This is a genomic window from Streptomyces sp. A18, assembly GCF_059026065.1.
In genome coordinates this window covers 113676-136363 of the sequence record NZ_JBWLKL010000017.1, presented here as the reverse complement: position 1 = coordinate 136363, position 22688 = coordinate 113676, and the positions used below count along the sequence as shown (strand labels likewise).

The window sequence follows — 22688 nt, the reverse complement described above, 5'->3', positions numbered from 1 at the left end:
GCCCGTACCCCGGTCGGCGGGGGTACGAGCCGTGGTTCTGCACGTGTTCACGCGGATAGGTGGTCACGCACTCCCGCGCTCACGTGGTGGCGGGCTCCCTGGCCGCCGCCGCGGCCGCCATCGCGTGCTGGACCACGCCGATGAGCACTTCCTTGACGGACTGCCGCTCGCGTGCGTCGCACATCACCACGGGGACGCCGGGATCCAGATCGAGCGCCTGGCGCACGGCGTCGGCGGGGTAACGGGAGGCGCCCTCGAAGCAGTTGACGCCGACGACGAACGGTATGGAGCGGCGCTCGAAGTAGTCGACGGCCGCGAAGCAGTCCTCCAGGCGGCGGGTGTCGGCGAGGACGACGGCACCGAGCGCTCCGGTGGCCAGCTCGTCCCAGAGGAACCAGAAGCGGTCCTGTCCCGGGGTGCCGAAGACGTAGAGGACCAGGTCCTCGCGGAGCGTGATCCGGCCGAAGTCCATCGCGACGGTGGTGGTGTGCTTGCCCGAGACGCCGCTGGTGTCGTCGACCGGACGGCCCGCCTCGCTGAGCAGCTCCTCGGTGCGCAGCGGTTTGATCTCGCTGACGGCGCCGACGAGGGTCGTCTTGCCCACGCCGAAGCCGCCCGCCACCAGGATCTTCAGCGTGACCGGCTCCACGGGGGCCTTGCCGCGCTCAGAACGCTTGAAGATCATCGCTTGCTTCTCCTGCATCAGTTGCTTCGGGGGGTATGCGTTTCGGGGGTGTGCGTCTCGGGGTTCGCGCTTGTGCCGCTGCTGTCGCGCGGGGCACGGCCGTATCCGCCGCCGCCCGGCGTTTCGATCACGAGTACGTCGTCGGGGCCGGCGTCCGCGAAGTCGCTGCCCTCCAGCGCCTGCACACTGCCGTCGGCGCGCTCCACGCGGCCCGTGCCGAGCGCTCCGGGGCTGCCGCCCGCCATGCCGTAGGGCGCCACTCTGCGGTGCTGCGAGAGCGTGGACACCGTCATCGGCTCGCGGAAGCGGATGCGGCGCACTGCACCGTCCCCGCCGCGCCATGTGCCGGTGCCGCCGCTGCCCCGGCGCACCGCGAACTCCTCGAGCAGCACGGGAAGGCGCCACTCAAGGACTTCGGGGTCCGTGAGCCGGGAGTTGGTCATGTGGGTCTGGACGACGGACGCGCCGTCGAAGCCGTCGCCCGCCCCGGACCCCGAGGCGACCGTCTCGTAGTACTGGTGGCGGTCGTTGCCGAAGGTGACGTTGTTCATCGTCCCCGAGCCCTCCGCCTGGACGCCCAGGGCGCCGTAGAGGGCACCGGTGATCGCCTGTGAGGTCTCGACGTTCCCGGCGACGACGGCCGCGGGCGGCTCGGGCGCGAGCAGGGAGCCCGGCGGCACGATGATCCGCAGCGGGCGCAGGCAGCCGTCGTTGAGCGGGATGTCCTCGGCGACGAGGGTGCGGAAGACGTACAGGACCGCGGCGTTGACCACCGCGAAGGGCGCGTTGAAGTTCGTGGCGAGCTGAGGCGACGTACCGGTGAAGTCGATGGTCGCCGAGCGGGCTTCGCGGTCGACCGAGACGCGGACCCGGATGACCGCTCCGGAGTCGGTCGGATAGGCGAACTCGCCTTCTTCGAGGGCGTCGACGACGCGGCGTACCGCTTCTTCGGCGTTGTCCTGCACGTGCCTCATGTAGGCCTGGACGACGTCGAGCCCGAAGTTCTCGATCATGCGGGCGACTTCGTCGACGCCCTTCTGGTTGGCGGCGATCTGGGCGCGCAGGTCGGCGAGGTTGGTGGCCGGGTTACGGGAGGGGTAGGGGGCGTCGGTGAGCAGGCTGTGGGTCTCGTCCTCGCGGAAGCGACCGCCCTCTACGAGGAGCCAGTTGTCGAAGAGGATGCCTTCCTCCTCGATGGTGCGGCTGTTCGCCGGCATGGAGCCGGGCGCGATGCCACCGATCTCCGCGTGGTGGCCGCGCGACGCCACGTAGAACAGGACCTCCTCCCCCTGGGTGTCGAACACCGGCGTGATGACGGTGACGTCCGGGAGGTGGGTGCCGCCGTGGTACGGGTCGTTGACCGCGTAGGTGTCCCCGGGGCGCATGCCCCTGTCCCTGCGCCGGATGACCTCCTTCACGCTGGTGCCCATCGAGCCGAGGTGCACGGGGATGTGCGGGGCGTTGGCGACCAGGTTGCCGTCCGGATCGAAGAGCGCGCAGGAGAAATCGAGCCTCTCCTTGATGTTGACCGACTGGGCCGTGGACTCCAGGCGGGCGCCCATCTGTTCGGCGATCGACATGAAGAGGTTGTTGAAGACTTCGAGCAGGACGGGGTCGGCCTCGGTGCTCGCGGCGGAACCCTCGGGCACGGCCACACGTTCCATGACCAGGTGTCCCTCGCGTGTCATGGCCGCCTGCCAGCCGTCGTCCACGACCGTCGTGGCGCTGGCCTCGGTGATGATCGCGGGTCCGTCGACGGTCTCGCCGGGCGGCAACTCCTCGCGGCGGTGCAGGAGTACGTCGCGCCAGGTGCCGCCCGTGTGCAGGCTGACCGTCTCCGGCGTGCCGAGGCGCGCGTCACCGGCGAGCGCGGAGAGGTCGGGCTGCTCGGTCAGGCCGGTGGCCTCCACGGAGAGGGCCTCGACGACGACGGGGCGGTCCAGGGTGAAGGAGTAGGTGGTGCGGTGGCTCTCCTCGAAGACACGGATCATGCTGTCCGGCTCCGTGAGCTCCACGGTGAGCGTGGTGTCGGTGCCGTCGTAGCGCAGCTGGGCGCGGCGTGTGACGCGGATGCGGTCCTCGGGCACGTCCTCGGCGAGGAGTTCGGCGCGGGCCGCTTCCTCCAGGTCGTCGGCGGTCTTCAGGACGCGCGGCATCGCGGACGGTTCGAGGCGGGCCTCCACGGACTGCTCGCGCATCGCCGTGGTGTCGGCGAGGCCGATGCCGAGCGCGGAGAGCACCCCCGCCATCGGCGGTACGAGGACGGTGCGGATGCCGAGCGAGTCGGCGACCATGCAGGCATGCTGGCCGCCCGCGCCGCCGAACGTCGTGAGCGCGTAGCGGGTGACGTCGTGGCCCTTCTGGACCGAGATCCGCTTGACGGCGGCCGCGATGTTGGCGACGGCGATCTGCAGATAGCCCTCGGCGACCTGCTCGGGGGTGCGGTCGTCCCCGGTGCGCTCCCTGATGTCGCGGGCCAGCTCCGCGAAGCGGTCGCGTACGAGTGCCTCGTCGAGCGGCTGATCTCCGTCCGGGCCGAACACCCGGGGGAAATGGGCGGCTTGGATGCGCCCGAGGGCGACGTTGGCATCGGTGACGGTGAGCGGGCCGCCGCCCCGGTAGCCCGCCGGGCCAGGAGTCGCGCCCGCCGAGTCGGGGCCCACGCGGTAGCGGCTTCCGTCGAAGTGCAGCACGGAGCCGCCGCCCGCGGCGACGGTGTGGATGTCCAGCATCGGCGCGCGCAGCCGCACGCCCGCGATCTGCGTGGTGAACACCCGCTCGTACTCGCCCGCGTAGTGCGACACGTCCGTGGACGTGCCGCCCATGTCGAAGCCGATGACACGGTCGAAGCCCGCGCGCTGCGACATGCGTGCCATGCCGACGATGCCGCCCGCCGGCCCGGACAGGATCGCGTCCTTGCCGCGGAACTGACCCGCTTCGGTGAGGCCGCCGTTGGACTGCATGAACATCAGACGCACGCCTTGGAGTTCATCGGCGACGTGCTGGACGTAGCGGTGCAGGACCGGCGACAGATACGCGTCGACGACCGCCGTGTCACCGCGCGGCACGAGCTTCATGAGGGGGCTGACCTCACTGGAGAGTGAGACCTGGGGAAATCCGGTGCGGACGGCCAGTTCGGCGATCGCGTGCTCGTGGGCGGGGTACAGATGGCTGTGCATGCAGACCACCGCGACGGCCCGGATGCCGTCTTCGTACGCCTGGCGCAGCGGCCCGGCAAGCTCGTCCAGGTCGGGTTCCCGCAGGACCTCGCCCTCGGCGGTGACCCGCTCGTCGGCCTCGATGACGCGGTCGTACAGGAGCTCCGGGAGGACGATCTCGCGGGCGAAGATGTGGGGGCGGTTCTGGTAGGCGATGCGTAAGGCGTCGCCGAAGCCGCGCGTGATCACCAAGGCGGTGGGCTCGCCCTTGCGCTCCAGGAGGGCGTTGGTGGCGACGGTCGTACCCATGCGGACGACGTCGACGGGGACGTCCGCCGTGTCGTCGGGTACGCCGGGCTCGGCGCCCAGGAGTTCACGGATGCCCGCGACTGCGGCGTCGGCATAGCGGGACGGGTTGTCCGACAGGAGTTTGTGCGTCAGGAGCCGCCCGTCGGGACGCCGCGCGACGACGTCCGTGAAGGTACCGCCCCTGTCGACCCAGAACTGCCAGCCAGTCACGTCTCACTCCCGCTTCCGCGCTGTTCAGAGCGCCCGGAGGCCGTTGATCACGTCGCGCAGAATACTCTCGTCCGGCAGTTCCGCGGGGGGTACGGGACGTGTCACGTGCACCAGTTCGTCGTCGACGAGATCGCCGATGAGGACACGGATCACGCCGATCGGAAGGTCCAGTTCGGCCGCCAGTTCGGCGACCGACTGGGGGCTGTCACGGCAGAGCCCGACGATGTCCACGTGTTCCGGGGACAGCGTCCGGTCCGCCTCGGGGTCACCGGCACGGGCCTCCGCGATGACGACCGCGATCAGATCGAGTCGGTGCTGGGCCGGACTGGTGGTCCGGCCGCGCGTCATGGCGTACGGCCGCACCACGGGCCCGGCGTCGTCGTCGAACCAGCGAGGCGTCCCCTGCGTCCCTGTGCCGTCTTCGCTCATACCCTCCCGCTACCCTCCCGTGGGCAGGTCGGTGCGCGGCGCCGTACCCAGATGCACACCCACCCTCTTGACCAGCAGCGTCATTTCGTACGCGACCAGACCGACGTCGGAGTCCGCGTCCGAGAGGACGGCGAGACAGCTGCCGTCGCCCGCGGCCGTGACGAACAGGAAGGCGTCGTCGAGCTCGACCACGGTCTGGCGGACACTGCCCGCCTTGAAGTGGCGTCCCACGCCCTTGGCGAGGCTGTGGAACCCCGAGGCGACAGCCGCGAGGTGCTCGCTGTCCTCCCTGGTCAGATCCTGCGATACGCCGGTGGGCAGGCCGTCGCCGGAGAGCACGAGTGCCTTGCGGATGCTGGCGACCCGCTGCACCAGGTCGTCGAGGAGCCAGTTCAGCTCTCCCGATCCCCCGGATGCGGCGGTACGTGCGTCTGCCTTCGGTGCGGTCATCGACCGTCCCCCTCAGATGTCGTTCCTGGTGCTGTGCCGTCGGAGGCGTCGTCGCCCGCGGCGTTCTCTTCACGGCCGCGCCGCCAGCCACGCTGGAGCGAAGCCATCCGGCTGCGGACCTCGTCGGCGTCGCGCTCTTCCGGCCTGGTCGCGGCCGGGGACGAGTCGCGCTCCGTGCGTTGGTCCGGCCCGTCCTTCAACTGTGGGGCGAGATTGGCCTGGCGGACGCGCCGGGGCAGTCCGCCGGGGGCGGTGGCGGGCGCCGGCGCCTCGCCGACGCGGGGCTCGGTCTCCGTACGCGCGGACTCCGGGCGCGGAGTCTCCGTACGCGCGGGCTCCGGGCGCCGGCTGCGGCGCGGGAGGTCCGGCGGGGCGTCGGCCGCGGTGACGTCGCGGTGCGGCGGGGAGAGGTCGGGCCAGGCCGACTGCGGCTCGGGGCGGCGCGGCAGGTCGATGGGCTCGGCCACGGTGCGGCTGTTGCGGTCCCGGTCCACCGCGCCGCCCTGAGGGCGGCCCACGGGGGCCTGGGAGCGCTCGGGGCGCTCCGGTGCCGCGTCGTCGTCCTCGGGCCCGCCTCGGGGCCTGTTGTGCGTCACGGGGCGGCCGTGCGAGGAGACCAGCTTCGGGGTCCTGCGTCGGGGCAGGTCGACGGGGTCTCCGGGGGCCGCTTCGTCACCGGAGGCACCGGAGCCGCCGGAATCACCGAAGCCTCTGCTGTTTCCATTTCCGTTGCCGTTGCCGTTGCCGCGTAGGGGCAGGTCGTCCGAGCGGGTGGGTTCGCGCTCGCCCGTCTCCCGCTCGTCGCGGGCCTGCTGGTGCTGTTCGTCCCCTTGGACACCGGCCACGCGGCGGCGCGGGCGGAAGAGTCCGCCGCGTTCGCTGTCGGCGTCGTCGAGGTCGCCGAGCGCGCCGGGGAAGGGGTCGAGGCCCGCCATGCCGACCGGTGCCTCCAACTCGACGGGACCGTCGAGGAGGGACGCGGGCAGCCCCGGCAGTTGCACGGGCACCTGGCCGAGCGCGGCCTTCTTGTCGCCCGCGGCGTCGCGGCCCAGGGCCTCCTTGGGCTGCGGCCGGTCGAGCCGGAACCCGACGCCGTTCGTGTCCGGTACGTCGTCCGTCAGCAGTGTCTCCGGGATGAACACGACGGCGGTGGTCCCGCCGTACGGAGAGGGCTGCAAGGAGACGCGTACGCGCTGGCGCTGGGCGAGGCGGCTCACCACGAAGAGGCCGAGGCGGTCGGTGTCGGAGAGTTCGAACTCCGGGGTCTCCGCGAGGCGGAGGTTGGCGTCCAGGAGCGCGTCGGCCGCCATGCCGAGGCCCCGGTCGTGGATCTCCAGGGTGAAGCCGTTCGCGACGTGCTCCCCGAGGACCTGCACCGCGGTGTGCGGCGGCGAGAACACCGTGGCGTTCTCCAGGAGTTCCGCCATCAGGTGGGTGAGGTCGGCGACCGCGGGCCCGGTGACGGCGATGCGCGGCAGGCGGCGCACCTCGATGCGTTCGTAGTCCTCTACCTCGGCGACGGCCGCGCGGACCACGTCCATGAGCTGGACGGGCTTGCGCCACTGCCTGGAGGGGGCGGCGCCGGAGAGGATCACGAGGCCTTCGGCGTGCCGCCGCATGCGCGTGGTGAGGTGGTCGAGGCGGAAGAGGTCGGCAAGCTCGTCCGTGTCCTCGGTCCTGCGCTCCATCGTGTCGAGCAGGGTGAGCTGCTTGTGCAGGAGCACCTGGCTGCGCCGTGCGAGGTTGACGAACACCTCGGAGACGCCGCGGCGCAGGTCGGCTTGTTTGACGGTGGCCTCGACCGCGGCGCGCTGCAGGGTGTTGAGCGCCTGGCCGACCTGGCCGATCTCGTCCTTCTCGTACGTCAGGCGCGGTGCCTCGGTCTCCACGTCGACCTGTTCGCCCGCCGCCAGGCGGCGCAGCACGCCGGGCAGCCGGACGCCGGAGGCCTCGTGGGCCTCCAGGCGCAGTCGGCGCAGGTCGCGGACGAGGCTGCTGCCGATGCGTACGGACATGAAGACCGAGAACAGCAGGGCGAGCAGACCGAACACGCCCGCCACGGCGACCCGCACGATCACGCCGACGGCCACCGGCTCGACGCGCTCCTGGAAGCGGTCGCCCGCCGCCTGGTCGCGCTCCGCGAGGTCCTTGAGCGCCTTGCCCGAAGCGGCGCCCCAGCGCGCCGACGTGACGGCGCGGGGAGTGCCGGGCGAGGAATCGATGACGGCCTTCTCCGCGGCCCTCAGCTCGGTCGTCTCGGCGCCGTTCCAGTAGCGCTCGTACTTGGCGCGCTCGTCCTCCGGGAGCTGCGCGAGGTTGACCTCGTACAGCAGGGTGCGCTGGGCCCTGAGGTCGGAGATCTCCCGGATCTCGGTCTTGGTGAGGCGGCGCGCGACCAGTGCGGAGCCGAGCAACGCGTCCTCGCGGGAGAGCAGTTCACGGGCGCGGGTCACGCCGACGAGCGCACGGCCCTGCTGGTCCATCTTCACGTCGTCGAGACCGTGGAGGGTCATCAGGAAGCCGTAGCAGGGGTCGATCAGCTTCGTATACATCTTCAGCGCGCCGGCGCGCGTGATCGTGCCTTCCTCGACCGTGCGGCGCAGCGACTCGAGGCCGTCGAAGGAGTCGAGGAGGGAGGCGAGGCGGTCGGCGGACTGTCCGGTGACCTCGTCCCGCACGTCCGGGTGGGCCGCGCTGTCCACGACCTTGGCGACCATGTCATCGGTGGCCGTGCGGCTGCGGCGCAGGGCGGCGAGCGCGTCGGAGGCGCGGGGGTCGGCGAGATAGACGAGGGTCTGGCGGCGTTCCTGCTGGACGACCCGGGCGGTGTCCTCGATCGGGTAGCCGATCTTGTCGACGACATTGGAGACGTCGATGAGGTCCTTGGCCGACTGACCGGTGAGGTAGGTGGCGAAACCCCAGATCGCGGTCAGGGAAATGAGCGGCACCAGCAGCAATGCCACGATCTTCCGGCGGATGGACTTCCCGCGAAAGCGCATGGCCTCCCCCAGATCGGCCCCCTGCGGCCGCGCAATGGCCAGGGGCACACATGTGCGTCAACAAACGGCGTGAGCCTACTACTGACCCACGAGCAACTCGAAGGCACGTCCGGACGGATTTCAGCCGTGACGTGAAAGCGACGTCCCTAGTTGTCCCTCCAATTCGGGAGATTGCATCCCGCCTGTGGCACATGCCACTCGGCGCAGCCCCCCTCACCGATCTACCCAGTTGGCCGGATCTCTTCGCTTTTCCGAACGGCCGGGGAATCTTCGCGTCCTCTCATTCGTCCTTCAGTACGGGAGTTGGGGACAGCGGGCAGCAGAGGACCGCATGCCGTCGTCAGGTGGCGTAAAGCCGCGTATATCGGGCAGCCACTGGAGAGTCGGATCCGCCGACATCATCGAACGGCCCGTGGGGCATCGGGGGAGTGACGAGTTGATGGGCACGGCAGAGCGCCGGAGGACGACCGGGGATGAGTACGAGACATCCGCGGGTCAGTCCGGCGAGGAGCGCAGGGAGTTGTGGATCGAGGAGCCGGCGAGCAGACGGCGGTTGCCCGATCCGGTGCGTACGGCCGCGGTGCGTGCCGTGATCATCGTGGCGCTGACCCTGATACAGGCGATGACCGCTTTCCTGTGCGCGATGGCCGGATCCTGGCTGTCCTTCCCGATGGTGCTCAGCAGCGTGGCCAGCACCGTGGTCGCCACCTGGGGTGTCCTGGACGTGTGGGTGACCCGCCAGGTGTGGAACCAGCGGCACGGCGTGGTGTCGGTGCCGAGCAGCACGGCACGTCAACTGCGGCGCGAGCGGCGCCGGGCCCGTCGGCAGGCCCGGACGGCGGCGCGCAGCGAGGAACGCATACGGCGGCGCGGCGGCGCGCGGCAGTTGTCCCACTCCTAGGGAGTCCAGTTGTCCCACCCCTAGGGAGCCACCGGGGTTTCCTAGGGGCCCGGGGGTTCCTGGGAGCCCCGCGAGTTCCCAGGAGTGCCGGGAGTGCCGGGAGTCAGGCCGCGACCGGTTCCGCCGCCAGGAGACCGCGTCGCATCCGCATGAACGGGCGTGGCCGGTCCACCGCGAGTACCGCCGTGGTGTACCCGTCCCGCTCGTAGGCCGCGAGGAAGCTTCCCTCCTCCGGTGAGCCCTCCAGGAGGCGCACGGTGTCGTCGGCCCGACGACGCCCCGCGAACTGGATGCGGGAGCCGTACTGGTCGGACCAGAAGTACGGCAGCGGGCGCACGGCCTCGGCGGTGTGTCCGGCCAGCAAGTTGCTTACTGCGACGCGGGGTTGCTCCGTGGCGCTCGTCCAGTGTTCGGCCCGCGCGGCGCCCACGCGGGCGACATCGCCCACGGCGACCACGTGCGGAAGCCCGGTGACGCAGCCGTCGTCGCAGAGCACCCCGTCGTCCAGGGCGAGGGTCGAGCCGGCGAGCCAGCCGGTGTTGGGCGTGGCTCCGATGCCGACGACGACCACATCGGCGGGCAGCAGTCGGCCGTCGGCCAGCTCCACCGCGCGCACGGTCGTGTCGCCGCGCAGCGCGGCGACGCCGGTGCCCGTGACGAGCTCCGCTCCCCCGCGTGCGTGGAATCCGGCGCACACGGCCGCCATGTCCGCGCCCAGTTGCGGGAGCAGCGGCAGCGGGGCGGCCTCGACGACCGTGACGTCGTGCCCGAGCGCCACGCACGAGGACGCGGTCTCGGCGCCGATGAACCCGCCGCCGATGACGACGACCCGCTGCGGCCCGGCGGCCAGCTCCGTGCGCAGGGCGCGGGCGTCGTCCAGGGTGCGCAGGGTGTGCACCCCCACGAGGGAGGGTCCCGGCAGCCGGCGCGCGGACGCCCCGGTCGCGATGACCACCCCGTCGCTCGCGACGGTACGGCCGTCCTCCAGGAGTACGGTGCGGCCGCGCGGGTCGAGGCCCCGGGCACGTACGCCGAGCAGCCACTCGGCGGCGAGCTCGTCGGTCTCCTCGTCGTCGGACAGGGCGAGTTGGGCCTCGTCGGCCTTGCCGGTGAGGAAGTCCTTGGACAGCGGCGGCCTGTCGTACGGTGGGTGCGGCTCGTCGCCGATGATGACGAGCCGTCCGTCGTATCCCTGGGCGCGCAGTTCGCGCGCCGCGTAGAGCCCGGCGAGCGAGGCGCCCACCACGGTGATGGTCCTCATGCGGCGGAACCCTCCTCGGCCACGAGGTGGACGTGGATCGTGCCGTCGTCGACGCTCACCCGGTGGGTGCGCACGGCGCGGCGGGCGGGCAGACAGGTCGGCCGTCCGGTACGGAGATCGAATGATGCGGCGTGCAACGGGCATTCGACCAGGCAGCCCTCGAGCCACCCCTCGGAGAGAGAGGCGTCCTGGTGGCTGCAGGTGTCGTCGATGGCGTAGATCTCGCCGTCGGCATTGAAAACGGCGATGGGCGGTGTGGTGTCGACACGGACGGATTCGCCCGCGGGGAGGTCTTCAAGGCGGCAGACGGGAATCATGGGCCCCCCTCTTGATCTCTCTCGGCCCGGTCCTGAGACCTTCTCGGCCCAGGACCCTTCGGTAACATGATGTTTCGCATGGCGCACGAGGGAGCGCTATGCGCAACAGAATCCGGTCGGGATGCCCACCGCGTCAAGGGCTTCCCGAAGATGCGGCTTCAACAGGCCGCGAGGTGGTGAGAGTTGAGATATGGCCGGCACGCGGAAACAGCCTGATCAGAACGAGGAAGCGCGCGAGAATCGCCCGGAGGAGCAAGCCAAGGCCCGCGACAAGCAGCCGAAAGCAGCCCCCGGATCCGTCCAGTCCGTGGACCGCGCGGTCAGCGTCCTGGAGATACTCGCCCGGCTCGGCGAGGCGGGGGTCACGGAGATCGCCGACGAGTTGGGGGTGCACAAGTCGACGGCCTTCCGGCTGCTCGGCGTCCTGGAGAACCGGGGCCTGGTGGGCCAGGCCAAGGACCGCGGGAAGTACTTCCTGGGGGCCGGCGTACTCCGCCTCGCGGGGGCGGCGGCAGTGCGTCTGGACATCTCCCAGGAGGGCGGCCCGGTCTGCCGCGACCTCGCCGACGAACTGGGCGAGACGGTCAACATCGCGATCCTGGACGACGACGCCGCGGTCAACATCATGCAGGCCCGCGGCCCCGCGTCCGTGACCGCACAGAACTGGCTCGGCAGGCGCACCCCGCTGCACGCCACCTCCAGCGGCAAGATCCTCCTGGCCCACCTGCCGACGACACTGCGGGAGGGCCTGATCGCGCGGACGCTGCCGCGCCTGACCGAGCACACGGTGACCGGGACGGTGGCGCTGCGCGGCGAACTGGAGGCCGTCGTCGACCAGGGGTACGCCATCGCCGTGGAGGAGCTGGAAGTGGGCCTGGCCGCAGTCGCCGCCCCGGTGCGCGCGCACGACGGCAAGGTGATCGGGGCGCTCAGCGCGTCGGGTCCGGTGTACCGCGTGACCGAGGACCGGCTGACCGAGCTCGCCAAGCGCACGGTCGCCGCGGCCGTGGAGCTGTCGCGGCGGATGGGCTACGGCTTCTGACGGACCGGCGGCAGACGCCCGGCACGAGGGCGGAGCCAGAGGATCCAGACGCCCGGACGAGGGCGGAGCCAGAGAACCAGACCGCTTGAGACGAGGGCGGAGCCAGAGATTCCTGGCTCCGCCCTCGTCGCGTTTCCGCCGGACCCGGCCGCTCGTGTCGATCGCGTTTCGCCGTGTCCAGGTGATTTGCCAAGGGTTAACTCCCACCCCTTGACGGCCTCTTGATGGCGTTCCCAGTATGTCTCTCATAGCGCAACCCGTCGTGCAGTGCGCAACAGCAGAGGAGTCTGGCCGTGCCACACGAGGTCCGTGCCGTCGTCGCCATGAAAAAGGGCGCACCCGTCGAGGTGCAGACGATCGTCGTGCCAGATCCCGGACCGGGAGAGGTACTTGTCTCCGTGCAGGCCTGCGGGGTCTGCCACACGGATCTGCACTACCGGGAGGGCGCCATCAACGACGACTTCCCGTTCCTCCTCGGCCATGAGGCCGCAGGCACCATCGAGGCGGTCGGCCCCGACGTCTCCGACCTCACCCCCGGCGACTACGTGGTACTCGCCTGGCGCGCCCCCTGCGGAGCCTGCCGCTCCTGTCTGCGGGGCCGCCCCTGGTACTGCTTCGACTCACGCAACGCCGCCCAGCCCATGACCCTCCTGGACGGCACCCCCTTGAGCCCGGCCCTCGGCATCGGCGCCTTCGCCGAGAAGACCCTGGTCGCCGCCGGGCAGGCGGTGAAGGTGGACCCGGCGGCCCGCCCCGAGGCCGCCGGGCTCATCGGCTGCGGGGTGATGGCCGGCTACGGAGCCGCCGTGAACACCGGCCGGGTCGGCCGCGGCGACACCGTGGCCGTCATCGGCTGTGGCGGCGTCGGCAACGCCGCGATCACCGGGGCCTCGCTGGCGGGCGCACGCCGCGTCATCGCCGTCGACATCGACGAGGCCAAGCTCGACGGGGCGACCCGCTTCGGCGCCACGCACACCGTCAACTCCCGCGGCACGGACCCGGTCGACGCGGTCCGCGAACTCACCGGCGGCTTCGGGGTGGACGTCGCGATCGACGCGGTCGGCACCCCGTCGACGTACAAACAGGCCTTCTACATGCGCGATCACGCGGGCGTGCTCGTGCAGGTCGGTGTGCCCGACCCGGAGATGAAGATCGACCTGCCGCTGATCGACCTGTTCTCGCGCGGCGGCGCCCTGAAGTCCTCCTGGTACGGCGACTGTCTGCCGACGCGGGACTTCCCGATCCTCATCGACCAGTACCTCAGCCGCCGGCTCGACCTCGGTGGATTCGTCTCCGAGACCATCGCGCTCCACCAGGTCGAGGAGGCGTTCGGCAGGATGCACCGCGGTGAGGTCCTGCGTTCGGTGGTGGTCCTGTGAGCGACCGCGCACGCGCACCTGAGCCCGGTGCCGACTCCCCGACTCCCCGCCCCGGCGCCCCCGCGCCCCGCGTCGTCGTCATCGGCGCAGGCATCGTCGGCTGCTCCCTCGCGGACGAGCTGACCGCCCGCGGCTGGACCGACGTCACGGTCCTCGAACAGGGCCCGCTCCCCGCCCCCGGCGGCTCCACCTCGCACGCCCCCGGCCTGGTCTTCCAGACGGGACCGTCCAAGACCCTGACCGCCTTCGCGACGTACACGGTGGAGAAGTTCGGGGCCCTGGAAGTGGACGGCCTGTCCTGCTTCAACCCGGTCGGCGGCCTCGAACTGGCCACCACGCCCGAGCGCTGGGCCGACCTGCACCGCAAGGCCGGGTACGCCGCCTCCTGGGGCATCCGTGCGGAGCTGGTCGGCGCGGCCCGGTGCAAGGAGATGTGGCCGCTCATCGACGAGAGCAAGGTCCTCGGCGGTCTGTACACCCCCGACGACGGCCTCGCCCGCGCCGTGCTCGCCTGCCGTGCGCAGATCGAGCGGGCACGCGCGCGTGGCGCACGCTTTGTGGACCGGCACACCGTGACCGGCATAGAGCGGGAGGAGGGCCGCGTCACCGCCGTCGTCACCGACAAGGGCACCTTCCCCGCCGACCACGTCGTATCGGCGGCGGGCTTCTGGGGTCCGGTGATCGGGCGCATGGCCGGTGTCGACATCCCCCTCCTCCCCCTCGCCCACCAGTACGCGAAGACGGAACCACTCCCCGAGCTCGCGGGCGTCAACGACCCGCGCACAGAGGCCTCGAAGCCGATCCTCCGGTTCCAGGACCGCGATCTGTACTTCCGTGAGCACACCGACCGCATCGGCATCGGCTCGTACGCCCACCGTCCGCTGCCCGTGGACGCGTTCACGGTCCCGGCGTACGACGAAGCGGCGGACATGCCGTCCTCGTACCCCTTCACCGAGGAAGATTTCGCGCGGAGTTGGGAGGACTGCGGCTGGCTCCTGCCCACCCTGCGCGGCGCCGAGGTCGCGGAGGGCTTCAACGGCGTCTTCTCCTTCACCCCGGACGGCATGCCGGTCCTCGGCGAGTCCCGTGCGCTGCGCGGCTTCTGGCTGGCGGAGGCGGTGTGGGTGACGCACTCCGCGGGGGTGGCCAAGGCGGTCGCCGAGTGGATGGTGGACGGGCGGCCCTCCATCGACGTGCACGACTGCGACCTCACCCGCTTCGAGGACGCCCAGCGCTCTCCCGCGTACGTCGCCGACCGCGGCGCCCAGCAGTTCGTCGAGGTCTACGACGTCCTCCATCCGCTGCAGCCCATGGAGCAGCCGCGGCCGCTGCGGGTCAGCCCGTTCTACGCCCGGCAGCAGCAGTTGGGCGCCGTCTTCCTGGAGGGCGGCGGCTGGGAGCGTCCGCACTGGTACGAGGCGAACGCCCCGCTCCTCACGGATACGGACGGCGAGGTCCCCGAACGCGACGCCTGGTCGGCGCGGTACTGGTCGCCGATCGCGGCGGCGGAGGCGAAGGCGACCCGCGAGAAGGTCGCGCTCTACGACATGACGCCCCTGCGCCGCCTGGAGGTGACGGGCCCCGGTGCGCTCGCCTTCCTGCAGCGCATGACCTCCAACAACCTGGCCAAGAAGCCCGGTGCGGTGACGTACACCCTCCTCCTGGACGAGGCGGGCGGCATCCGCTCCGACCTCACGGTGGCCCGGCTCGCCCCCGACCGTTTCCAGGTCGGCGCCAACAGCCCGGCCGACCTGGACTGGCTCCTGCGCCATGCCCCCGGCGACGTGCACCTGCGGGACATCACATCGGGCACCTGCTGCATCGGCGTCTGGGGCCCGCTCGCCCGCGACCTCGTCCAGCCGCTCACCCGCGACGACTTCTCGCACGAGGCGTTCGGGTACTTCAGGGCGAAGGAGACGTACATCGGTCAGGTCCCGGTGACGGCGATGCGTATGTCGTACGTCGGAGAGCTGGGCTGGGAGCTCTACACGAGCGCCGACACCGGGCTGCGCCTCTGGGACACGCTCTGGGAGGCGGGGCAGCGGCACGGTGTGATCGCGGCGGGGCGGTCCGCCTTCAACAGCCTGCGCCTGGAGAAGGGGTACCGCGCCTGGGGTCACGACATGACGACCGAACACAACCCCTACGAGGCGGGCGTCGGCTTCGCGGTCCGCATGGACCGGGGCGACTTCGTGGGCCGTGCCGCGCTCGAACGGCTCGGCTCCCCAGCACGGAAGCTCACCGCACTGCTGCTCGACGATCCCGCCGCGGTGATTCTGGGCAAGGAGCCCGTCTACGTCGACGGGGTCCCGGCCGGATACGTCACCAGCGCCTCGTACGGCTACACGCTGGGCCGTTGTGTCGCCTACGCGTGGCTGCCGCCGCTGGAGACGGGCGCGGGCGTGCACATCGAGTACTTCGGCGAGAAGGTCTCCGCGACGGTCGCCGAGGAGCCGCTGTTCGACCCGAAGATGACCCGCATCCGCCGGTAGCCGGTTGCAGCCCCATCAGCGCTCTGGAGGAAGTTTCGTGTCCCCCACCTATGACGTGATCGTGATCGGCCTCGGCGGCATGGGCAGCGCCGCCGCCCACCACCTGTCCGCGGGCGGCGCCCGCGTCCTCGGCCTGGAGAAGTTCGGCCCCGTCCACAACCGCGGTTCCAGCCACGGCGGTTCGCGCATCACCCGGCAGTCCTACTTCGAGGACCCGGCGTACGTACCGCTCCTGCTGCGCTCGTACGAGCTGTACGCGCGCCTGGAGCGCGACACCGGCCGCGAGATCGCCACCCTGTGCGGCGGCGTGATGGTCGGCCGCCCCGAGAGCCGCACCGTCTCGGGTTCCCTGCTCTCCGCACAGCAGTGGGACCTCCCCCACGAAATGCTCGACGCCCCCGAGATCCGCCGCCGCTTCCCGACGCTCAGCCCACGCGACGACGAAGTCGCGCTGTACGAGGCGCGGGCCGGCCTCGTCCGCCCCGAGAACACCGTCGCCGCACATCTGCAGCTCGCCACGCAGCAGGGCGCCGATCTGCACTTCGAGGAGCCGATGACGCGCTGGGAGCCGTATCGGGACGGCGTCCGCGTACACACCGCCGAAGACACCTACACCGCCGGGCAGTTGGTGATCTGCCCCGGAGCGTGGGCGCCGCAGCTCCTGACCGACATCGGGGTGCCGTTCACCATCGAGCGGCAGATCATGTACTGGTTCCAGCCGACCGGCGGCGTGCGGCCCTTCCTGCCGCAGAACCACCCGGTCTACATCTGGGAGGACGCGCACGACGTGCAGGTCTACGGCTTCCCGGCCATCGACGGCCCGGAACTCGGCGCGAAGGTCGCCTTCTTCCGCAAGGGCACGCCCTGCACGCCCGAGAACATCGAGCGCACGGTCCACGACCACGAGGTCGCCGCGATGGCGGAGCACATGGGCCGCCATATCCCCTCCCTGCCCGGCCAGTTCCTCAAGGCCGCGACCTGCATGTACTCCAACTCGCCCGACGAGCACTTCGTCATCGCCCGCCACCCGGCCCACCCCGGGTCGGTCACCGTCGCGGCCGGGTTCTCCGGGCACGGCTTCAAGTTCGTGCCGGTCGTCGGCGAGATCGTCGCCGATCTGGCGCTGCGGGGCGCCACCGAGCACCCCATCGAGCTCTTCGACCCCAGCCGCCTTGCCGCCGCGCCCGCTTGAGGAGTACGCCACCGTGACGACGACCCCTGAGGCCCCGTCCGCCGCCAGCCTGATGACCACGCTGCCGGGACACTTCTACACCGATCCGGAGATCTTCCGGCAGGAACAGGAACGCGTCTTCGAGTCGCTCTGGTTCTGCGCGGTGCGCGCGGCCGACCTCGACAAACCCGGCGCCTTCCGCACCGTCCAGATCGGCCGCGAGAGCGTCCTGGTCACCCGTTCCCGCTCCGGAGAACTGCGCGCCTTCCTCAACATCTGCCGGCACCGGGGCGCCCGTCTGTGCACCCAGGAGTCGGGCGAGGTGCGCCGCGCCCTCCAATGCCCCTACCACGCATGGACGTACGACCTCGACGGCAAGCTGATCGCCGCGCCGAACCTGGTGAAGATGCCCGACGTCGACCGCACCGAGTACGGCCTGGTCAAGGTCGCGCTGCGGGAGTGGCTCGGCTATGCCTGGGTGTGTCTGGCCGACGAACCACCCTCCTTCGAGGAGACGGTCATGGGCGCGGCCGTGGAGCGCCTGGGCGACGCGGCGTCCATCGAGCACTACGGAACCGAGCGGCTCGCCCTCGGCAAGCGCGTCACGTACGACGTGCGCGCCAACTGGAAGCTGATCGTCGAGAACTTCATGGAGTGCTACCACTGCGCGACCATCCACCCCGAACTGACCGATGTCCTGCCGGAGTTCGCCGACGGGTTCGCCGCCCAGTACTACGTCGGGCACGGCGCCTCGTTCGGCGAGGAGGTCAGCGGCTTCACCGTCGACGGAAGCGCGGGCTTCGAGCGCCTGCCCGAGATCGCCGACGACCAGGACCGCCGCTACTACGCGATCACGATCAAGCCGACCGTCTTCATCAACCTCGTCCCCGACCACGTGATCCTGCACCGGATGTTCCCACTGGCCGAGGACCGCACGGTCGTGGAGTGCGACTGGCTGTACGCACCCGAGGTCGTCGCGTCCGGCGTCGACCTCGCCAAGTCGGTGGAGCTCTTCCACCGGGTCAACGAACAGGACTTCGAGGCCTGTGAGCGCACCCAGCCCGCGATGGCGTCACGCGCCTATCGCGGGGGCGGGGTGCTCGTGCCGACCGAGCATCACATCGGGCAGTTCCATGAGTGGCTGACCGGCCTGTTGGGCTAGCCCGTAGCCGCCGGGCGCTTGTACATGCGCGTCGCCGTGATCTCCCCGTGCACGGTCTCCTCGGCCGGGTCCTGCTGCGGCAGGCCCGGCCGCAGGTGCTCCTCGACGCTGATGTACTTCAGGCCCGCACGCAGGTCCGCGTCGTTCCGCAGACGGATGACCAGCGGGAACTCCGCCAGCGCCGTCGTGTCGAACAGGCCGGTGGTGTAGAGCAGCTGCACGCCCAGGGCGTCCGACACGGCCCGCTGGAGCTCCAGGAGGTACGTGGCGTTGGCGCGGCCGATGGGGTTGTCGAGGAAGAGCGTGCCGGCGTGCCGGTGCTTGTCGCGGCCCCGGTCGTTGCTGCGCAGGGCGGCCATCGTGCAGTACAGGGCGATGGCCGCGGTGAGCAGCTGGCCGCCGGAGAAGACGTCTCCCATCTGACCGACCGGGACGCGTTCGGCGCGCAGCACGGCGTCCGGCTTGAGGATCTCGACGGCGATGCCGCGCGGCTCCAGGGCGGCCTGAACTCCGCGCAGCAGCAGGGACATTCCGTCCCGCCGCATGTCGGAGTTCTTCTTGACCGCGGCCCGCGTGGCCTCGTCGATGACCTCACCGAGTCGCTCGGTCAGCGTGGCCTGGTCGGGCTCCTCGAAGCGGACGCGCAGGAACTCCTGGCCCGACCACTCCCCCAGGCCCTCGGGCAACTGCGAGAGCCGCTGGGCCGACCGGAGCGTGGCGAGCGAGGACTCCACGAGTCCGCGCAGGCGGTCCACGATGCTGTCGCGGTTGCGCTCAAGCTGCTCCAGCTCGTCGGTGAGCACACGCAGGCGTGGCGCGAAGGCGTCGGCCCACTTCTTGGCGTGCTCCGGCAGCGCGGACGCGGGCAGTTCGCGGATCTGCTGGCGGGCGGGGGTGCGCACCTGTTCGTAGCGCGTGGAGTTCGCGTGCCGTACGAGGATGTCGCTGGCCTCGCGGACGGCGGCCTCGGCGGCGGAGAGGTCGGCGGCGCAGCCGCGCAGGGAGCGCCGGGCCTCGGCCGCGGACTGACGTGCCTCTTCGAGGGAGCCGGGGAAGGGCTCGGGCTCTTCGGCCGCTTCGTCCTCGTGGTGTTGCTCGCGCAGCAGGTCGCGCAGGAGGGCCGCGGTCTCGTCGAAGCCTCCGGTGGCGTCCTCGGCGGCGCGGTGGGCGTGCAGGAGGGTGGCGTGCGCGTCCTTGGCCTGGCTCAACGCCTCGGTGTGGGCGGCCAGTTCGCTCGTGGCGGTGCGCAGAAGGGCCTGCGCGTGCTCGGCGTCAGCGGGGACGAGGTCTTCGGCAAGCTCCGTGTGCGCGTCGCCGTCCTGCGGGGCGAGCCGCTCGGCCTCGCCGCGGAGCCGGCCGAGCTGCTCGCTCGCGGCGGACGCGCGGGTCTCGATGAGCTGGACCTGGGCCTCCGCGCGGGCGGACGCGGCCTGTCGGGACGGGCCGTCGGAACCGTCCGTGCCCTCAAGGAGCAGGGCAGCGCGGGTGCGGACCTTGTTGCTGAGCCGGTCCAGCTCGGCGAGGGCGCCGCTCTCGTCGCTCTCGGCGCGGGCCTGTTCGGCGCGCAGGTCGGCGCCGACGCCGACCTTTTCGTAGAGCTGGGACGCGGCGCGGTAGGCCTCGCGGAGTGCGGGCAGTGAGGTCTTGGGGGCGCTGGTGTCCTCGGGTAGGTCCTCGGGGGCGCCCGCGATCTCGGCGCGCTCGGCGCGCAGGGCGCGGGCGGTGCGGCGGGCGTCGTCGGCGGCTCGCTGGGCGGAGCGGCGGTCCTCGTCGGCGGCGCGGGCGCGGTCCAGGCAGGTCTGGGCGCGAGCCTCCGACTCGACGGCGTCATCGGCGAGTTCGCGCAGCTTGGTCTGCCAGCCCGCGCGCTCGCGCAGGCGGAAGGCAAGCCCCGCGAGGGCGTCGGCGGAGCGCCGCGCGCGCTGGGCGGCCTCCTGGCGCTCGTCACGCGCGCGTGCCGCTTCGGCCGCCGCCTCGTCGGCCTCGGCGCGGACCGTACGCGCCTCGGCGAGCTCGGACTCGGCCTCTTCGGCGAAGACGCGGGCGCTGCGTGCGGCGACGGCGAGCTCTTCGATGCGTCCGGCGGGGCAGGCACCGCGCCAGGACGCGAGCCGTGCGGCGAGCTCGCGGTCCTTGGTGAGGCGGACGGCGAGCGTCCTGATCTCCTCGTCGCGCCGGGCCGCCCGCGCGCGCAGCGTCGTCCGCTCCTCGTCGGCCGCGTGCTCGTCGTGCATGGCGGGATTCGGCGGTACGAGGAAGACGTCGCCGCCCTGTGTGTCCTCGCCGGGGGTCGGCGCGAGGAGGGCCGCTGCGGTGCCGACCGCGACCGCGGAGCGGGGCAGCAGGGCGGCGCCGGCGAGCGCCTCACGGGCCCGTGCGTGGGTGGCCGGGTCGGTGATGACCACGCCGTCGACCAACTCGGGGCGGGCGGCGAGCACGCGCGCGTGGTCGGTGGGGTCGACGGCCTGGGCGAGGTAGCGCCAGCCGGGCAGGGCGGGGATGCCGTGCTCGCCGAGGAACTCGACGGTGGCCAGGACGTCCGGTCCCGGCGGCAGGAGTCCGCCGTCACCGAGAGCGCCCAGGATCCGGGAGTCGTCGGCGGCCGCGGTGCGCAGTTCGAAGAGCTGCCGCTCGGCGGAGGCGACGCCCTCTTCGAGGAGTGTGCGCAGGTCGTCGGCGCTGCGGTCCAACTCCAGGAGGGAGAGGGCGCCTTGGGCCGGCGGGCTCGTGGCGCCGGCGTCAGCTGCGGGCCCGCCCTCCCGGTCGCGGGTGTCGCCCGTCCCCTGACGGGGCTGCGGCACCCCGCCCAGGGAGCTCGCTCCCGGGAGTCCGAGCAGCTCGGCGAGGCGCTCGTCCTCGGCGATCGACTCCGCGGCGCGGCGCTCCGCGTCGTACGCGTGCTCGGCGGCGTCCGCCGCGTCCGACGCGCGGGCCGCGGTGAGTTCGGCGCGGGCCTCGGAGGCGGCGGCCTCCTTGGCGTGCTCGGCGGCGCGCAGGGAGGTCTCACGGGCGGTGTCCCAGGCGGTCACCGTGCTCTTCTCGGCGTCGCTGGCGGCGAGCGCCGCGCGGGCCGGGTCGGCGTCCGGTGCGGTGTCGTCGAGCCAGCCCGCACGGACCGCCTCCGCGGTCTCCTGCTCGACCTCCGTGAGGCGCTGGCGCAGGTGTCCGGCCTCGCTGCGGGCGCGCTGCGCCTCCGTCGCGGCGACGGTGGCGTCGCGGTGAGCGGCCTCGCCGGTCTCCTGGAGTGCGGCGGAGCGCTCCTCCTCCTCGTTGGCGAGCGATTCGGCGCCTTCGGCAGCGGTGTGCAGGACCCGGACGAGGTCGGCCGCCGCCTTGGAGCGGGCGGCGAGCGCGGGCGCCGCGTCCCGCTCGGCCTCCAGGATCGCGGAGGCCACGCGCGCGGAGCGGTCGGCGGCGGCGCGGTGGCGCAGGACGGCTTCGGCCGCCTGCCAGGCGGCGTGCAGCTGGCGGGCGTCCGCGAGCTCGCGGCGCTGCGCGGCGGCGGCCTTCTCGGCGACAGTGAGCGCCAAGGAAGCATGCCGGAAGGCCAGTTCGGCGGAGATCAGCGCGGACCTGCCGCGTGCCTCTTCCGCCGCGGTGACGGTCCGCGCGGCGGCGGTGACCCGCTCGGCGAGCTCCCCGGCGCGACCCCGCTCGGTGACGCCTCGCGCGGAGAGGCGGCGGGCGAGCGTCCGGGTGCGCCGCTCGGCTCCCGCGTGCACGTCACGCGCGCGTGAGCGCGTGTCGGCGGCGTCGACGATCCGCCCGAGCAGGTCGACGGAGCCCGCGGTGAACTCCCGCTCTGCGATGAGCTCGGAGCGGCGGCCCAGCTTGTTGCCGAAGCCGTGGACGAGGTCGGCGAGGCCGTCCGTGTCCCGTGTGTCCGTCACGGCGCGCAGCAGCAGGTCGGTGAAGTCGGAGTCCTTCTTGACCGCGAAGAGTCCCGCGGCCTCGCCCTCGTCGGCGTTCATCTCCCGCTGATAGCGGAAGAGTTCGGGGTCGAGGCCCAGGTCGCCGAGGTGCTCGATCCAGCGGTCGTGGATCTCCTCCCAGTGCACTTCGAGGTGGGGGTACGCCTTGCCCGCCTCGGTCAGCGCGTCACGGAAGCCCTTCATGGTGCGCCGCCGCCCCTGCGCGCCCGACACGCCCTCCACGGAGGGCCGTACGGCGGTGGATTCGGCGACCGGCAGCGAATCCAGGCTCATGCCGGGTCCTGGCCGGAAGGAGTACCAGGCCTCGGCGAACTTCCGCGGGTCGTTCGAGACCTGCCGACCACGCCATTCGCTGACCTTGCCGACGACGACGCACTCGCCCGTCAGCGTGTGCTGCCACTCCAGGGCGACGTGCCCGCAGTCGTCCGCGAGCAGGAACTTGCGCAGCACGCCAGAGCTCGCGCCGCCCAGGGTGTTCCGGTGGCCCGGCAGCATCACGGAGAAGATCAGCTTGAGCAGTACGGACTTGCCGCCGCCGTTCTCCAGGAACAGCACGCCCGCGGGCGCGGGGCGGCGCGGCGGCCCGGTCGGCTCCTCCGCGAAGAACTCCGCCTGGGCGGGTGCGGGGTCGGGGACCTCGGCGCCTACGCCGCGCAGGTCAAGCACGGTGTCGGCGTAGCGCGCACCGGCGGGGCCGATGGAGTAGAGGCGGACCCGGGACAGCTCGTACATGGCGGCGGACTCTCGTCGTAAGTCGTGCGGAACAGCAGGAAGTTGCGTGGTGGCGTCGG

14 protein-coding genes are annotated in these 22688 nt (G+C 71.9%); 6 read left to right on the top strand and 8 right to left on the bottom strand.

Going from position 1 to position 22688, the window contains the following annotated elements:
• Positions 1 to 79 precede the first annotated feature (79 nt).
• The 5 genes from AC5P1C_RS25325 to AC5P1C_RS25305 are packed head-to-tail and all read right to left on the bottom strand — an operon-like array spanning position 80 to position 8240.
• The gene (locus tag AC5P1C_RS25325) at positions 80 to 685 is read right to left on the bottom strand and encodes a GTP-binding protein (RefSeq protein ID WP_365864099.1); all 606 of its coding nucleotides are present in this window, start codon (positions 683 to 685) and stop codon (positions 80 to 82) included.
• A 17-nt stretch (positions 686 to 702) separates the two neighbouring features.
• The gene (locus tag AC5P1C_RS25320; protein WP_493868213.1) at positions 703 to 4362 is read right to left on the bottom strand and encodes a hydantoinase B/oxoprolinase family protein; all 3660 of its coding nucleotides are present in this window, start codon (positions 4360 to 4362) and stop codon (positions 703 to 705) included.
• A gap of 24 nt (positions 4363 to 4386) precedes the next feature.
• Entirely contained in the window at positions 4387 to 4791 is a 405-nt protein-coding gene (locus AC5P1C_RS25315) for a DUF742 domain-containing protein (protein WP_344524822.1), read from the bottom strand.
• A gap of 9 nt (positions 4792 to 4800) precedes the next feature.
• A complete protein-coding gene (locus AC5P1C_RS25310; protein ID WP_493868212.1) occupies positions 4801 to 5241 on the bottom strand; it encodes a roadblock/LC7 domain-containing protein in 441 nt (146 codons plus the stop codon).
• The gene (locus AC5P1C_RS25305; RefSeq protein ID WP_493868211.1) at positions 5238 to 8240 is read right to left on the bottom strand and encodes a sensor histidine kinase; all 3003 of its coding nucleotides are present in this window, start codon (positions 8238 to 8240) and stop codon (positions 5238 to 5240) included. Before AC5P1C_RS25305 ends, AC5P1C_RS25310 begins: the two co-directional genes overlap by 4 nt.
• Before the next feature lie 439 nt (positions 8241 to 8679).
• Between AC5P1C_RS25305 and AC5P1C_RS25300 the strand changes: the two genes are divergently transcribed.
• Positions 8680 to 9141, top strand: a complete 462-nt coding sequence (locus AC5P1C_RS25300) for a hypothetical protein (protein ID WP_493868210.1) — start codon at positions 8680 to 8682, stop codon at positions 9139 to 9141.
• 103 nt (positions 9142 to 9244) lie between these two features.
• On the opposite strand, the gene AC5P1C_RS25295 is transcribed toward AC5P1C_RS25300, so the two are convergent.
• Together AC5P1C_RS25295 and AC5P1C_RS25290 are read right to left on the bottom strand one after the other, a co-directional pair.
• Positions 9245 to 10402, bottom strand: coding sequence for an NAD(P)/FAD-dependent oxidoreductase (locus tag AC5P1C_RS25295; protein WP_493868209.1), 1158 nt, complete (start codon positions 10400 to 10402; stop codon positions 9245 to 9247).
• Positions 10399 to 10719 carry a bifunctional 3-phenylpropionate/cinnamic acid dioxygenase ferredoxin subunit gene (locus AC5P1C_RS25290; RefSeq protein ID WP_160503688.1) on the bottom strand — a complete coding sequence of 107 codons (321 nt, stop codon included), beginning with the start codon at positions 10717 to 10719 and terminating at the stop codon, positions 10399 to 10401. The genes AC5P1C_RS25295 and AC5P1C_RS25290 overlap by 4 nt, the downstream gene beginning before the upstream one ends.
• A gap of 190 nt (positions 10720 to 10909) precedes the next feature.
• On the opposite strand from AC5P1C_RS25290, the gene AC5P1C_RS25285 reads away from it, so the two are divergent.
• From AC5P1C_RS25285 to AC5P1C_RS25265, 5 genes are all read left to right on the top strand, one after another.
• Entirely contained in the window at positions 10910 to 11761 is an 852-nt protein-coding gene (locus tag AC5P1C_RS25285; protein WP_493868208.1) for an IclR family transcriptional regulator, read from the top strand.
• Positions 11762 to 12054: 293 nt separating this feature from the next.
• On the top strand, positions 12055 to 13140 hold the full coding sequence (locus AC5P1C_RS25280; protein WP_493868207.1) for an S-(hydroxymethyl)mycothiol dehydrogenase: 1086 nt from the start codon (positions 12055 to 12057) through the stop codon (positions 13138 to 13140).
• A gap of 80 nt (positions 13141 to 13220) precedes the next feature.
• On the top strand, positions 13221 to 15632 hold the full coding sequence (locus tag AC5P1C_RS25275) for a GcvT family protein (protein WP_493868228.1): 2412 nt from the start codon (positions 13221 to 13223) through the stop codon (positions 15630 to 15632).
• A gap of 37 nt (positions 15633 to 15669) precedes the next feature.
• Positions 15670 to 16824, top strand: a complete 1155-nt coding sequence (gene solA, locus AC5P1C_RS25270) for an N-methyl-L-tryptophan oxidase (protein WP_493868206.1) — start codon at positions 15670 to 15672, stop codon at positions 16822 to 16824.
• A gap of 13 nt (positions 16825 to 16837) precedes the next feature.
• Positions 16838 to 17965 (top strand): aromatic ring-hydroxylating oxygenase subunit alpha, encoded by a 1128-nt coding sequence (locus AC5P1C_RS25265; RefSeq protein WP_493868205.1) that lies wholly within the window; start codon positions 16838 to 16840, stop codon positions 17963 to 17965.
• Here AC5P1C_RS25265 and AC5P1C_RS25260 read toward each other — a convergent pair.
• On the bottom strand, positions 17962 to 22629 hold the full coding sequence (locus AC5P1C_RS25260; RefSeq protein WP_493868204.1) for a coiled-coil domain-containing protein: 4668 nt from the start codon (positions 22627 to 22629) through the stop codon (positions 17962 to 17964). The genes AC5P1C_RS25265 and AC5P1C_RS25260 overlap by 4 nt on opposite strands.
• Between the last annotated feature and the right edge of the window lie 59 nt (positions 22630 to 22688).